Annotated in this window: 16 protein-coding genes; 8 read left to right on the top strand and 8 right to left on the bottom strand. The window is 66.2% G+C overall.

Features of this window, described 5'->3' with window-relative positions:
• The first annotated feature begins 52 nt into the window (after positions 1–52).
• Together HTIA_RS07425 and HTIA_RS07420 are read left to right on the top strand one after the other, a co-directional pair.
• Positions 53–652: a hypothetical protein gene (locus HTIA_RS07425; protein ID WP_008527769.1), complete on the top strand. Its 600-nt coding sequence runs from the start codon at positions 53–55 to the stop codon at positions 650–652.
• A 60-nt stretch (positions 653–712) separates the two neighbouring features.
• Positions 713–1,357, top strand: coding sequence for a CRISPR-associated protein Cas4 (locus HTIA_RS07420; RefSeq protein WP_020936202.1), 645 nt, complete (start codon positions 713–715; stop codon positions 1,355–1,357).
• Here HTIA_RS07420 and HTIA_RS07415 read toward each other — a convergent pair.
• Entirely contained in the window at positions 1,349–1,945 is a 597-nt protein-coding gene (locus tag HTIA_RS07415; protein ID WP_020936201.1) for an L-threonylcarbamoyladenylate synthase, read from the bottom strand. The two genes, HTIA_RS07420 and HTIA_RS07415, sit on opposite strands and share 9 nt — an antisense overlap.
• 148 nt (positions 1,946–2,093) lie before the next feature.
• Here HTIA_RS07415 and HTIA_RS07410 point away from each other — a divergent pair, with 148 nt between their 5' ends.
• Complete coding sequence (locus HTIA_RS07410) at positions 2,094–3,491, top strand: hemolysin family protein (RefSeq protein WP_020936200.1); 1,398 nt, start codon at positions 2,094–2,096, stop codon at positions 3,489–3,491.
• A gap of 20 nt (positions 3,492–3,511) precedes the next feature.
• On the opposite strand, the gene HTIA_RS07405 is transcribed toward HTIA_RS07410, so the two are convergent.
• On the bottom strand, positions 3,512–4,696 hold the full coding sequence (locus HTIA_RS07405) for an inorganic phosphate transporter (RefSeq protein WP_008527774.1): 1,185 nt from the start codon (positions 4,694–4,696) through the stop codon (positions 3,512–3,514).
• Positions 4,697–4,766: 70 nt separating this feature from the next.
• Positions 4,767–5,456 (bottom strand): DUF5828 family protein, encoded by a 690-nt coding sequence (locus HTIA_RS07400; protein ID WP_008527776.1) that lies wholly within the window; start codon positions 5,454–5,456, stop codon positions 4,767–4,769.
• A gap of 175 nt (positions 5,457–5,631) precedes the next feature.
• Here HTIA_RS07400 and upp point away from each other — a divergent pair, with 175 nt between their 5' ends.
• Positions 5,632–6,306: a uracil phosphoribosyltransferase gene (gene upp / locus HTIA_RS07395; RefSeq protein WP_008527778.1), complete on the top strand. Its 675-nt coding sequence runs from the start codon at positions 5,632–5,634 to the stop codon at positions 6,304–6,306.
• A gap of 25 nt (positions 6,307–6,331) precedes the next feature.
• On the opposite strand, the gene HTIA_RS07390 is transcribed toward upp, so the two are convergent.
• From HTIA_RS07390 to HTIA_RS07380, 3 genes are read right to left on the bottom strand one after another with little or no spacing between them, the layout of a single operon-like run.
• Positions 6,332–6,751: a PIN domain-containing protein gene (locus tag HTIA_RS07390; protein WP_008527780.1), complete on the bottom strand. Its 420-nt coding sequence runs from the start codon at positions 6,749–6,751 to the stop codon at positions 6,332–6,334.
• Positions 6,751–7,053 carry an AbrB/MazE/SpoVT family DNA-binding domain-containing protein gene (locus tag HTIA_RS07385; protein ID WP_008527782.1) on the bottom strand — a complete coding sequence of 101 codons (303 nt, stop codon included), beginning with the start codon at positions 7,051–7,053 and terminating at the stop codon, positions 6,751–6,753. The genes HTIA_RS07390 and HTIA_RS07385 overlap by 1 nt, the downstream gene beginning before the upstream one ends.
• A 57-nt stretch (positions 7,054–7,110) precedes the next feature.
• The gene (locus HTIA_RS07380) at positions 7,111–7,725 is read right to left on the bottom strand and encodes an IMPACT family protein (protein WP_008527784.1); all 615 of its coding nucleotides are present in this window, start codon (positions 7,723–7,725) and stop codon (positions 7,111–7,113) included.
• 182 nt (positions 7,726–7,907) lie between these two features.
• Here HTIA_RS07380 and HTIA_RS16815 point away from each other — a divergent pair, with 182 nt between their 5' ends.
• From HTIA_RS16815 to HTIA_RS07365, 4 genes are all read left to right on the top strand, one after another.
• Positions 7,908–8,078, top strand: coding sequence for a DUF7837 family putative zinc-binding protein (locus HTIA_RS16815; protein WP_008527786.1), 171 nt, complete (start codon positions 7,908–7,910; stop codon positions 8,076–8,078).
• An 81-nt stretch (positions 8,079–8,159) separates the two neighbouring features.
• Positions 8,160–9,212 carry a DUF7350 domain-containing protein gene (locus HTIA_RS07375; RefSeq protein ID WP_008527787.1) on the top strand — a complete coding sequence of 351 codons (1,053 nt, stop codon included), beginning with the start codon at positions 8,160–8,162 and terminating at the stop codon, positions 9,210–9,212.
• Between the two features lie 92 nt (positions 9,213–9,304).
• Positions 9,305–10,585: a DUF7405 family protein gene (locus tag HTIA_RS07370; RefSeq protein ID WP_008527788.1), complete on the top strand. Its 1,281-nt coding sequence runs from the start codon at positions 9,305–9,307 to the stop codon at positions 10,583–10,585.
• Between the two features lie 96 nt (positions 10,586–10,681).
• A complete protein-coding gene (locus HTIA_RS07365; protein WP_008527789.1) occupies positions 10,682–11,746 on the top strand; it encodes a hypothetical protein in 1,065 nt (354 codons plus the stop codon).
• A gap of 22 nt (positions 11,747–11,768) precedes the next feature.
• On the opposite strand, the gene HTIA_RS07360 is transcribed toward HTIA_RS07365, so the two are convergent.
• Both HTIA_RS07360 and HTIA_RS07355 read right to left on the bottom strand, forming a co-directional pair.
• Positions 11,769–11,978 (bottom strand): hypothetical protein, encoded by a 210-nt coding sequence (locus HTIA_RS07360; RefSeq protein WP_008527790.1) that lies wholly within the window; start codon positions 11,976–11,978, stop codon positions 11,769–11,771.
• 81 nt (positions 11,979–12,059) lie between these two features.
• Positions 12,060–12,590 (bottom strand): DUF1349 domain-containing protein, encoded by a 531-nt coding sequence (locus HTIA_RS07355; RefSeq protein WP_008527791.1) that lies wholly within the window; start codon positions 12,588–12,590, stop codon positions 12,060–12,062.
• Positions 12,591–12,673: the final 83 nt, after the last annotated feature.

The raw sequence follows: 12,673 nt of genomic DNA, 5'->3' as shown, positions 1-12,673 counted from the left end.
CGTCACGTCGACCGACACCTACATTGCTCGCGACGCCCAAACGCAGGTCCGAATGGGCGAGAAGACAGACGAACTCCGTGAACTCTTCGAGGAAGTCGCCGGAACCGACACCGTCACCGAGCGCCAGGAGGACGAGCGGGGGACGCTCTCGCCGATCGACGACGAGCGCGTCGATGGGAAACTCCGGGAGATCCTCGAGGACCTGGAGGAGACGTTTGGCTTCGAAACAGCGCTGTCCGACGATCAACGCGTCGAGCTGGTCCGGAGCTTCTATCGCGGGAAGAGTGACGCCGACCTCGCCGCTACCCTCGACGTCGAAGCGGAGACGGTCGTCGAAGCCAGACTGGAGGTACATCTCTTCCGGGAGTCAGACACCGACACGCCCGTCCCGTGGGACGACTTTCGCCGCCGTCTGCGCGAGTGTGACAACGAAGCGATCGTCGAGGAGTTCGACCTCGGTCTCGAAACCGTCAGGCACTACCGGGCGGTCGCCGAGGCTCGAGACGAAGCCAGAAGCGTGAGCCACCGCTTCCGGAGCGCCTACCGGGACGCGATCCCCGACGCCGACCTGGCCGAGCCGCTGACCACCGACGCCACCGAGGACGGACTCGAGGAGGCTGCGGCGGACATCGAGACAGACGTCTCGTTTTGAGAGGCGGGGCGCGTAGCTGGCCGCGTGCGTTTATATAGGTGACCGGAGCCAGAGCCGGGCGTGCCCACCTTCCGTGAGCTGGCGACCGCCGCGTACTGCCCGCGCAAGTCCTACTACCGGCGGCAGGACGCGACCGACGTCGAGGTGCCGCCCGAAGTCAAGACCAAGCGCGACCTCGCCTTCGCGTATCCGCGGCTGCTGGAGGCCGACCTCTCGGAAGAACCCATCGCCGTGACGCCGACCCAGTTTCGCTCGCGGTTGAGCCGAGTCAAGGCCAGCCTCGACGCCTGGGACGGGCTCGTCGACCCGGCTGGTCGTGACGTTCTGCTCGAGGGGCGAGACTGTCGCGGGATCGCACACAAGGTGCTCGAGGAGCCGGTCGCGCCGTCGCTGGTGTTCACCGGGGCTCCACCGGAAACCGGGGTCTGGGAGCCTCAGTCGGTGCGGCTGGTGGCCGCCGCGCTCGCGCTCGCCTACGAACGCGAGCGAGAGATTCCCGTCGCCTTCGCGGAGTATCCCGTCCACGGGATCGTCCGACGCGTCCCACTGTCGGCTCACCGGCGGGCGACCTATCGCTCGGCGCTCCGAACGCTCGAGACGCTCGACGGACCGCCGCCGCGTGTGGCCAACCAAAACAAGTGTGAGTCCTGTGAGTACCGCGAGGAGTGTGGCGTCCGGACGCGGTCGCTGCGGTCGCTACTGTGAGTGGGCGTCGAGCCACGCCGCGACCGCGTCGGCGTCCGCGCCGCGACGGTGGATGGTCCCCTGACCCACGTCGACGACGGTACTCGCCGTCCCGGGCGTCTCGCCGCCGTCGAGGATCGCGCCCGCAGCCGTTCGAATCTCCGGGTCCAGTTCCGTGAGGTGGGTCACGCTCGGGCGACCGCTGACGTTCGCGCTGGTCGCCGTCAGCGGCCCGGTGCGTTCGAGGAGGTCCCGGGCGAGGTCGTGATCCGGAATGCGAACGCCGACCCGCTCGCGGCCGCCGGTGAGGACGTCCGGGACGGACTCGGCCCCTTCGAGGACGACCGTCACCGGACCCGGCAGGAATTCGCGCATGAATTGCTCCTCGGTCGTCGAGGGCCTGACGTACTCGAGTGCAGCCTCGACGGTCGGGACTGCCAGCGAGAGCGGGTCGTCGCGATCCCGTCGCTTGGTTTCGAAGACCGATTCGACCGCATCCGGGTCGAGGGCGTCCGCGCCGAGCCCGTAGACGGTCTCGGTCGGGTAGACGACCAACCCACCGTCCTCGACGACGGCAGTCGCCGCCGCCAGCCGATCCTCACCTGACATCGTGGCTCACACTCGGAGTAACGATGACCGCCGTGTAAGCCCTTCGGCGGCGGCCGGTGGGCGAACGGAGACACTGGCGACGACAGGCACATGCTACCAGTACACATAACAAGCCTTAATTTAGAGCGCTGGCAAGTCTCGGCGTCTGATGGATCCTGTAGCAGCAGCCCCCATCGAAACTAGCTGGCCCCTCGCGGTAACGGTATTCGACGTGAGCCTTTCGACCGAGCTTATCACGGCCCTCGGCGGCGTGACGATACTCGTGTTGCTCGGTCTGTCGGCCTTCTATAGCTCCTCGGAGATCGCGATGTTCTCCCTGCCGGCTCACCGGATCGAGGTCTTAGTCGAGGACGGGATGCCTGGCGCGGAGACGCTCCAGTCGTTGAAAGCCGATCCCCACAAGTTGCTCGTGACGATCCTGGTCGGCAACAACATCGTCAACATCGCGATGTCCTCGATCTCGACGGGACTGCTGGCCGAGTATCTCACCCGGAGCCAGTCGGTTGCCGTCAGTACCTTCGGGATCACAACCCTGGTACTGCTCTTCGGCGAGATCGCCCCGAAGAGTTACGCCGTCGAGAACACCGAATCGTGGGCGCTGTCCATCTCAAAGCCCCTGAAATGGTCCGAGCGGCTGTTGTATCCGTTGGTCGTCCTCTTCGATAAGATGACGACTGTCATCACGTGGGCGACCGGGAGTGACGCTGCCATCGAGACATCCTACGTGACACGCGAGGAGATCAGGGACATGATCCAGACCGGCGAGCGAGAAGGCGTCCTCGACGAGGAGGAGCGCCAGATGCTCCAGCGGACGCTCCGATTCAACCGAACGATCGCCAAAGAGGTCATGACGCCGCGGCTGGACATGGATGCCATCTCCGCCGACGCCACGATCGAGGAGGCAATCACTGAGTGTGTCCACAGCGGCCACGCTCGCCTGCCGGTCTACGAGGGGAGCCTCGACAACGTCATCGGCGTCGTCCACATCAGGGACCTCGTCCGGGATCGCGACTACGGCGGCGCTGCGGATGCCGACCTCGACGCCGTGATCGAGCCGACCTTGCACGTCCCCGAGAGCAAGAACGTCGACGAACTGCTGGCCGAGATGCGTGCCGAACGCCTCCACATGGTAATCGTCATCGACGAGTTCGGGACCACCGAGGGACTCGTGACGATGGAGGACCTCACCGAGGAGATCGTCGGCGAGATCTTAGAGGGCGAAGAAGAGGTTCCCATCGAGTTCGTCGACGACGACACCGTGACCGTCAAAGGCGAGGTCAACATCGAGGAGGTCAACGAGGCCCTCGACATCGACCTCCCGGAGGGCGAGGAGTTCGAGACCATCGCCGGGTTCATCTTCAACCGGGCCGGGCGACTCGTCGAGGAGGGTGAGTCCATCGAGTACGAGGGCGTCCGGATTCACGTCGAACAGGTCGAGAACACCCGGATCATGAAGGCCCGCATCTCGCGTCTGGAAGAGGCGGACACACTCGAAGCGACGGACGAAGCGGACGACGCCCCGGAGACCGACGACGGCGGAGACTGAGGTCGCGACCGTCGGCCCGGTCACACCATCGCGAGCAACGTATAGCCAGCGTAGCCGGCGGCCAGCGCGAGCGCGAGCGAGCCGACCCACGCCAGGACAGTGTAGCCCATTTTCGCCCGGCTGATTCCCGCGTCACCGGCGGCGAAGCCGCTGCCAACGATGGCACTCACCATGATCTCGTTGAACGAGACCGGGATCCCGAAGAAGACAGCCGTCTGGGCGATCGCGAACGCGGGGATCAGCGCCGCGATCGACCGCCGCGGGGACAGCGAGGAGTAGTCCTGGCTCAGCGCCTTGATCATCCGGGGCGCGCCGGTCCAGGAACCCGCGAGCAGTCCGAGCCCGCCGCCGAACAGCACCGCGAGCAGCGGGACGTCGTAGGGATCGACGACCGGGAGGACGGGGCCGACGGCGAGGCCGACCTGACTTCCGCCCGCCGAGAAGGCGACCAACCCGCCGAGGACGAGCAAGAACTGTCGCTGGGCGGCCGCCCGGTCGGTCCGGAGGGATCGATAGAGGACGCCGGCGGACAGACCGGCCACGACGACGGTCACTGCCACGGGGCCGAACGCGGGGTCACCTGCCGCTCGCGAGACGGCGACCGCGATCGACGCCCCCTCGCCGGCTTCCCCGAGGACGCTGAACTCGACGTTCGAGACGATGACGCCGACGAGAGCGGCCAGTGCGGCGACGATACGGTTCTCGCCGCCGACCCCGCTCTGGAGCCACCGGGCGGTGACGTAGGCGATCCCGCCGCCCAGAAACGGCGTCGCGACCCACAGCGCGACGATCTCCTGATAGGTTCCCCAGGCCGGCTGGCCCCCCAGCGCCAGCCCGACACCGACGACTGCGCCGGTCACCGTAAAAGCCGTCGCGATCGGGTAGCCGCTGAACACGCCGACGGCGACCAGGCCGCCGGCGATGAGGAGCAGCAAGATCGAAGCGGCCGGAGTCAATCCGCCGCCGTCAGGGAACAGAATAAGTCCGGACCCGACCGTCTCGGAGACGTTCGCACCCTGGAGCACCGCGCCCGCCAGTCCGAGCAGGCCGACGACGAAGGCCGCCCGCATCACCGAGATGGCGTTGGCTCCGACGGCAGGCGCAAAGGGAGTCGAACCCGACGAGCCCGCACCGATCGCCCACGCCATGAACAGCCCCGCCAGCGCGGCGACGACGAGCGTCGCGACCGTGACGAGAAGTCCCATTGAGTGGCGTTCAGTCTCGGCGAGGGAATACTCTACGGTCGCGCGCTCGAATCAGTCCGCGACGCGACGATCACGTCGTCGTCGAGTCGGTCCACTCGCGGTCCTCGTCCGGAACCTCGACGCCCTCGGCAGCCGCGGAGGCATCAGTCTCCTTCGGCGCGTCGATGTGCCAGCGGTCGACTTCCTGGTCAAGATCGGCGAGTTTGTTCGAGACGCGAATCTTGAGGTCGTCGTCGTTGACGTTGACCTCGAAGACGTACTCGGGGTCCTCGCCGTCGATGCGCCGGAGGTTCGCGCTGATGAGGTCGTTGTCGAAGTAATAGGGAGCAACCTGCGTCATGACGTTGCGATAGACTGTATCCTCGACCGCCCGGATCGCCTTCCGGCCGGCCGAATCGGCGGCGCGAGCGACGTAATCGATCGACTCGCCCCACGCGTCGACGGCCTCGTCGGGTTCGTCTAAGTTTTCATACGAATCGGCGAGTTTCTCGCCGGCCGTCCGGAGGTCGTCGTCGGGATCTTTGCCCTGTTTCTCGCCCTTCCCCTCGTCGAGACGGGCCTGCTGGGCGGTCTTTTCGTTGACGTCCTCGTCGAGTCGCTCGTGGCTCTTGGGTCGCCAGTCGTCGAACTCCGCTAAGGCATCCTCGTCGACGTCGTGTTCGTCGGCGAGTTCCCGGAGCGCACGTGTGATGCGCTCGCCGTGTTCGACCACGTCGACCCAGCCGCCGCGAACTTTGAATCCGGAGACGCTCTCGTCCATGATATCTCGGGAACGACGCGTTCCGCGTCGCCCCCGTTGGTGGAATGCCTGGGGGCCGATGTGTATAAGCCTTATCGGCGTGTGTGAGTCTCACCCCTGCCAGAGACGGACGCACAGCGATCACGACGCCAATGAATATCAACGCCTTTGAGGCGGGCTGGCGACAGTATCGACGATGACTATCGAAGACCACGAACGCGCGAAGGTCGTCTCCCACGCGCTGGCCCGGGACACGCTCACACGACTGCGAGACGTCGAGACTGAACAGGTCGCCTTCCGGAAGGGACTCGTGAAACTCGGCCGGATCTGTGGCTACGAGATCGTCGACGGCCTCTTAGAGAGCGAACCCGTCACCGTCGAGACGCCCCTCACAACGACCGAGGGCGAGCGCGTCGGCGAGATGGACGACGTCGTGATCGTCAACGTCCTCCGGGCGGCGACGCCGTTCGTCGAGGGGTTGCTCAAGGCCTTCCCGCGCGCGAAGCAGGGCGTCATCTCCGCCGGCCGCGACGAGGAGGGGGGCATGGACAGCGAGGGGCGATTCAACATCTCCATCGAGTACAAGAAACTGCCGGAGATCCACGACGAGGACACGCTTATCCTCGCCGACCCGATGCTCGCGACCGGGTCGACGATGTGTGCCGTCCTCGAGGAAGTCCTCGACGGCGTCGACCCCGAGCGCGTGATCGTCCTCTCGGCAGTCAGCGCACCCGAGGGCCTCGATCGACTCCGCGAGGAGTTCCCCGACGTCGAACTCCTGACCGTCGCGGTCGACGACCACCTCGACGACGACGGCTACATCGTCCCTGGGCTGGGCGACGCCGGCGACCGCGCGTTCCGGACGACGTAAGTGGTGCTGTGCAACGGTCCACCGCTCAAACGCCGCCATCGCGGAACCGCTCTATCGGTATATCCGTGACCCCGTCGTAGTCGTCATCCCCTCCAACTAGCAGCGTCCCGTCGAGGTGTTCGGCGGTCGCCAGCGCGAAGGCATCACCAAGCGCCGGGTTGTGCCTGAGGACGCACTCAGCCGCCGCCGTCCACACCGCCGCAACGTCGACCGGCTCGACCCCGAGCTCAGTGAGCCAGTCGAGATACTCGTCGGCAGTGGGGCGATCGTATTTCCTCGCGATCGTATACCGGAATTCCGTGAGGTTCACGCGGCTGACGTAGCCGGTCGCGTCCTCGACCGCGACAGCATCGAGATACGTCTCGACCACGTCGCTTCCGGGTTCGTCCTCAGCATGGGCAACGAGCGGCTCAGCGTCGAAGACGACGGGATCCGGGACCGACATCACTCCTCCGATTGAAACGCCGCATCACGTTCGTTCCGGTCGCGCTCACGCTTCTCACGAAGGATTTCGGTCGCAGACTTTTCGGTCGAGGCTTCACTGCGGGCGGCGAACCCCCGCATCTCGCTCGGCGAACGGACGTCTTCGACGATCACCGTTCCGTCCTCGGTTTCCCGAAAGAGCACTTTTCCAGGCGCGTCGATCCCGAGTTTCTCGCGGAACCGCTTGGGAATGGTCGCCTGGCCGTGTTTGGTGACCGCGACGACCTCTTTTTCAGAGTTGTCTGATTGTTCTGAGTCACTCATTATTCATAAGTAGAGAACAGTCATAGATGAGCGTTTCCCCGCTGCACCCAGATCACATCACTGCTCAACGGACTCCTCGACCGTCGCCCGCCCACTGGTCGCGCTCGCGATCCGATCCCGGAGCGCCGCCGACTCGACGGTCGGGACCCGCACGACGAAGTGCACCCGCGCCTCGTAGCTGGCTTCGAAGTCGACGCCTTCGCTCTCCAGGATCGACCGGACCGTCCCGGAATCGTCGTATTCGACCTCGATCGCGAAGCGTTCGTGTGGCCGCTCCTCCCGGACGCCGGCGTCGTCGATTGCCTCCGTGACGGCCCGCGAGTAGGCGCTCACGAGGCCACCGACCCCCAACTCCGTCCCGCCGAAGTACCGCGTCACGACGACGACCACGTTTTCCAGTTCCTGGCCGTCGAGAACGTTCAGCGCGGGCTTGCCCGCCGACCCCGAGGGCTCGCCGTCGTCGCTGGCCCACGCCCGGAGCGGATCGGCTCGCACCCGGTAGGCGGGGACGTTGTGGGTCGCGTCGTCGTACTCCGCACGGACCTCCTCGACGAACGTCTCGGCGGCGTCGACGGTCTCGGCCGGTCGGGCGTGGCCGATGAACTCCGAACCCGAGATCGTAAACGACGACTCGCCGGGGCCGGCGAGCGTCCGGTAGCGTTCGTCTGTCACTGGCGGCCCTTCGCCAGCGATCGTGAAACCAGTTTCGCGACGAATCTCAGCGGATACCGTTTCTGTCCAGCAGTTTCACTTTCACTCCGGGGGGATCGGTTATTTACTCCTCGCTGATCCAGATGGGGGTGGAGCGTCGCTGGTCACACGCCGCACACGCTCCACGTTCCCCTTTCAGTACAATGTACGCAGACACCCGTCCAGTCGGCCGTTGCCCGCGATGCGGGACCGAAATCACGCCCGAGCGCGTCATCATCCGGTACGAGCGCACCGACGGCGAGGCGATGTACGCGACGTGTCCGGACTGTCGAGACGTAGTCCGCCCCGAACCGATCGTCGAATCGACAGCGTGAACCGAACGCAGCCGCGGCGACAGTTCTCCGTGCCCCGGTAGCGACCGCCGGGACCGCAACCGGTTTTGTCGATCGTCACCAATGTGGCCCGTGAACAGACGGGCGTTTCTCGTGGCTGGATCGGCGGCAGGAGTTGCCGCACTCGCCGGGTGTGGCACCCTGGAATCGCGAGCGATTGACATCCCGCCGGTGCTCGACGATCGGCCCGACGCGATCTACGTTCCTGGCCACGCCGAGGGGATGGATATGGTCGGCATGGACACCGTCGGCGACTACGCCGTCGCACTCTCCTACAGCTATCCCCACCGGTTCTGGACAGTCACTGGCGACGTGCGCGAGCGGACGTCGATCGAGGATTCGGACTCGATCCACCTGATGGCGACCGTCTGGGATGCCGAGACGGGGATAGTTCTCCCGGACGTCGGCGTCGCCGTCGAGATCACACAGGACGGATCGCTCGTCACCGAGGAGACGATCTACGCGATGCTCTCTCAGCCGATGGGCGTCCACCACGGCGCGAACTTCCCGGGCCTCGAAGACGGCGAGACCTACGCGGTGGCCGTCCGCGTCGGCGCGACGGCGAGTCGTCCGACGGGCGCGTTCACGGGCCGGTTCGGCGAACCAGCGACGGCGACCTTCGAGTTCACCTTCGACGAGAGTGAAATGCGGGAGATTCGCTTCGATCGACTCGATCGTGGCGGCGAACGCGACGCGCTCGAACCGATGTCGATGGACAGCGTGCCGACCGGTGTCGCCGCCGAACCCGACGAGTTGCCGGGCGAGACGGCGACAGCCTCGGCCGGCGACGTCCGCTACGTGGCGACGGTCGTCGAACCGCCCGCAGGCGTCGACGGTGCAGAGTCGTACCTCGCGGTCTCGCCCCGGACGCGGTACAACGGCTACCATCTCTCGCGGATGGGACTGACGGCGAGGCTCGAACGCGACGGCGAGTCGATAGCCGAGGCGGAGTTGACCCGGACAATCGACCCTGATCTGGGATACCACTACGGGACAGCGTTGCCCGACAGCACCGGCGAGTTGTCGATCGCGGTCGAGACGCCGCCACAGGTCGCCCGACACGAGGGCTACGAGACAGCCTTTTTCGACGTGCCGACGGCGACGCTGTCGGTGTGAGGCCGCGGCTGAAATGTCGAGACAGCACCGCAGCCACCGCACCGTTCGCCGCGGCCGACGCGGTTTTGCCTCCGACTCACCAAAGGGACTCGATGGAACGGCTCGAAGACTACGATCGCCGGCAGTTCCTCAAAGCCGCCGTCGCCACCGGCGGCGTAGCCGCGCTGAGCGCGTGTCTCGACGTCACCGACGACCCTGTGCCGACGGGCGTCGACGACCCCGCGTCGCTGCCCGAGCGCCAGCACGCCTGGGACGACCGCGTCCGGACCGACGAATACGGGAACGTCAAACTCCCCCGACATCAGTCGCTTCTGTACCTGAACCTCGATCACGAGGGGACACCGACCGAGGCCGATCGCAGGGTCGTCCGGGACGCCCTCCGGACGCTCGACCGGGCCTACGAGCGCTCGAACGAGGGGCTCCTCCATTCGATCGCCTACTCGCCGTCGTACTTCGAGCGCTTCGACGCGTCACTGCCCGAGGGGATCGACCTGCCGCCGCCACGGCGGCTCTCACCGTTCGAGGAGCCGACATTCGACACCCAGGACGCCCTGCTGCACCTCGCCAGCGACCGTGCCGACGTGATTCTGGCGGCTGAAGCGGCGCTGACGGGGGAACGCGAGGAAGCCAACGGCGTCACCGTCGACGCGCCGCTCACGGACGCGATGCGTGTCGCCGATCGCCGGTCGGGATTCGTCGGTCCCGGGATGCCGGCCGAGCGCCAGGACGTCGCGGGGATTCCGGACGGCAATCCCGTCCCGGAGGCTTCGCCGCTGTTCATGGGTTTCGAGGCCGGCTTTCGGGGGAATCAGGCCACCGAGGACTACGTCACGATCGAGGAGGGGGCCTTCGCCGGCGGGACGACCAAGCACGTCGCCCGACTTCGCCAGCGCCTCGACGACTGGTACGGCGAGAAGGACTTCGAGCAACGCGTCGCCGGACTGTTCAGTCCCGCCCACGCCGAGAACGCGCTCGTCAACGGCGTCGGCAAGAATCTCGGCAACGATAGCGGACTCACACCGGCGATGATCGAAGATGTCCGCGAACACGCTCGCGAGTTCGGACGGGTCGGCCACGCCCAGAAGGCCGCTCGCGCGAACCGCGACGGAGAGGGCAACGTCCGGCTGTTGCGACGCCACGTGGAGTCGACGGACGGCGACGTCGCCGCCCTCCATTTCCCGTCGCTCCAGCGGGGTATCTCGGCGTTCGAGGCGGTCCGGGAGGCGATGAACGGGACCGACCTGACCGACGAACCGGCGATCCGCCAGCGTGTCAACAACGGCATCCTGGAGTACATCTTCACGACGCATCGGGGCAACTTCCTGGTGCCGCCGCGGCGTCATCGGGTGCTTCCTCGCTCCCGGCCTGCGTAGAGCGGTCGTTCCGCCAGGGGAGCGTCCGCCGGACGGAATCGACCCAATTGGCCGGTGCCAAAACCATTATTGGGCGCACACGCGGACCGAGGAGGTATGCAACGACGCGCTGCGGCGATCTATGCCGCGTTTTTCATTCTCGTGGGGCTTGGAGCATACGCGTTCGTCGGCATCGCCGAACAGCCGACAGTGTCGCTTTCGGGCGACGAATACGCGGCCGGGGCGACGCTCGACGTCGGCGACCGGACGTACACGGTCGAGAGCGTCGACGCCGGGAGCGACTCCGGAGCGCTCTCCTGGACGAACGAATCCGCCGTATTCACCGTGACGCTCGAGAACGATACCACCGTCTCGCCACTCGAAGTACAGTGGGACGGCCAGCGGGCGCGCTGGTCGAGCACGCTCGCCGATGGCTCGACGTTCGCCTACGAGAACGGCACGTACCGGGTCGAGACCAACACCTCGGCCGAGCCACCGACGGCGACGCTCACCCACGTCGAGAACGCCTCGGTGAACGAGAGCGTTGCCGTCGGTGACGACCTCGCCTACCAGGGTAACGAGACGACGGTCACGGCCATCGACGCCGACGGGGTGACCCTCGGCTGGGCCGAACCGTACCTGGTAGCCGTCGAGAACGCCACCGACCCGTCCGTGGTCACGTTCAGCCAGCGCTTCGCCGTCGAGGATCGACTCGCCCGTGACGGGTCAGTGTACAACGAGACGGTGACGGTCGACGGCGTCGAGTCGGTGGTCCACCGGGCAGACAACGCGACGACGCCGCTGGATGCGTACCTGCCAGAACCGGACACCGCGACCTTCGAGGAGGGCGAGACGATCCAGTACGCGGGCAACGAGACGACGATCCACGCCGTCACGCCCGACGGCGTCACGCTCGCGTGGGACGGCGTCCGGACAGAGACCGTCCGCTTCGCCGAGGGCGCGAATGTCACCCTCGCCGGCCAGCCCTACTTCACGCACTTCAGTGGCTCCTCGCAGGTCCAGATCCTGCCACGGGGGGACGCCTACGAGACCTACCAGCAGCAACTTGCGGATCAGGAGTACTTCACCGAGCGCCACAACGGCCTCTGGGGCGTGACGCTCCTCAGCGGGCTCGCAGCCGCGATGCTGGTGGCGATCGCGTTCCTCCCGAGAAAGGGATAGCTGTCCCCACCGCAACCCTGTTCTATTCGGTTCGGACGAGCCACACCAACCCGACACCGATGGCGACTGTCCCGACGATCCCCAGCAGCTGGAGGATCGAGACCGCGATGCTCCCGTTGGTGGCCCAGGGCATCCCGACGACCGTCAGCAGGCTCATCACGACGAGAAAGACGCCCGCAGCGACGCCCAGGGGTTCGAGTCGATCGCTGAATCGGTCCGTGAATCCGTTCATACCCGTGACCTGTGGGTTCCAGATAGTAAAGCAACCGGTTGCTGTTCGGAGAGCGTCATCGACGAGCGTTATCTTCGACGCTCACTCGACCGAAAAGTCCTCGAAGGTCACGTCGAACCCCTCGCCAGTCGGCGCTGCGGCCATCATCCCGACAGAGAGCGTCTCGGCCTCGGTCAGATACCCCTGACGGAGCATCCGGAAAGACTCGCCGTCCCGGGAGATGAACGTCTCGACGGTCTCACCGGTCCGTTCGACGCGAACGGACACGGACTCGGGGTCGTCATCCAGCGGCGAGACCGACCAGTCGGAAAAGTCGCGAGTGATGACGGTACTGGCCTGCTGGCTCCCGTCGACGTACTCGATCCCGGTCTTCAGCCAGGTCGATTCGTCCTCGCGGACCATCAGCCCGGCCTGATCGTACTGGTCGGCGTACGCGCCGGTGACGGTCACCCGAGCGGTGAAATCACCGGCGACCTCGCGATAGTAGAAGGGCGCGTCGTCCTGAACGAAGTCGTGGGCCGTCACGCGCCAGCAATCGGTTTCGGAGTCGACGCTGAGAGTGAGTCGGTCGTCGGCTTCCTGCCAGTCGAGAGGTTCGTTGAGCCACTCCATGGTTCCAGTGAGGGCCGAGGCGTGAAATCGTTCGGGGTAGAGAGGAGTCAAGAACGGCCGGGAAACCAAGACCCACCCCGAAG

The sequence above is a fragment of the Halorhabdus tiamatea SARL4B genome, from assembly GCF_000470655.1.
GTDB lineage: Archaea > Halobacteriota > Halobacteria > Halobacteriales > Haloarculaceae > Halorhabdus > Halorhabdus tiamatea.
The sequence above is the reverse complement of the archived record's forward strand: the minus strand, read 5'-3'. Positions and strand labels throughout refer to the sequence as shown.

Bases quoted from the DNA above. Each gene is read 5' to 3' on its own strand.
- HTIA_RS07425 (WP_008527769.1), top strand. From the start codon at position 53: ATGGGCGAGAAGACAGACGAACTCCGTGAACTCTTCGAGGAAGTCGCC.
- HTIA_RS07415 (WP_020936201.1), bottom strand. From the start codon at position 1,945: ATGTCAGGTGAGGATCGGCTGGCGGCGGCGACTGCCGTCGTCGAGGAC.
- HTIA_RS07410 (WP_020936200.1), top strand. From the start codon at position 2,094: ATGGATCCTGTAGCAGCAGCCCCCATCGAAACTAGCTGGCCCCTCGCG.
- HTIA_RS07405 (WP_008527774.1), bottom strand. From the start codon at position 4,696: ATGGGACTTCTCGTCACGGTCGCGACGCTCGTCGTCGCCGCGCTGGCG.
- HTIA_RS07400 (WP_008527776.1), bottom strand. From the start codon at position 5,456: ATGGACGAGAGCGTCTCCGGATTCAAAGTTCGCGGCGGCTGGGTCGAC.
- upp (WP_008527778.1), top strand. From the start codon at position 5,632: ATGACTATCGAAGACCACGAACGCGCGAAGGTCGTCTCCCACGCGCTG.
- HTIA_RS07390 (WP_008527780.1), bottom strand. From the start codon at position 6,751: ATGTCGGTCCCGGATCCCGTCGTCTTCGACGCTGAGCCGCTCGTTGCC.
- HTIA_RS07385 (WP_008527782.1), bottom strand. From the start codon at position 7,053: ATGAGTGACTCAGAACAATCAGACAACTCTGAAAAAGAGGTCGTCGCG.
- HTIA_RS16815 (WP_008527786.1), top strand. From the start codon at position 7,908: ATGTACGCAGACACCCGTCCAGTCGGCCGTTGCCCGCGATGCGGGACC.
- HTIA_RS07375 (WP_008527787.1), top strand. From the start codon at position 8,160: ATGTGGCCCGTGAACAGACGGGCGTTTCTCGTGGCTGGATCGGCGGCA.
- HTIA_RS07370 (WP_008527788.1), top strand. From the start codon at position 9,305: ATGGAACGGCTCGAAGACTACGATCGCCGGCAGTTCCTCAAAGCCGCC.
- HTIA_RS07365 (WP_008527789.1), top strand. From the start codon at position 10,682: ATGCAACGACGCGCTGCGGCGATCTATGCCGCGTTTTTCATTCTCGTG.
- HTIA_RS07360 (WP_008527790.1), bottom strand. From the start codon at position 11,978: ATGAACGGATTCACGGACCGATTCAGCGATCGACTCGAACCCCTGGGC.
- HTIA_RS07355 (WP_008527791.1), bottom strand. From the start codon at position 12,590: ATGGAGTGGCTCAACGAACCTCTCGACTGGCAGGAAGCCGACGACCGA.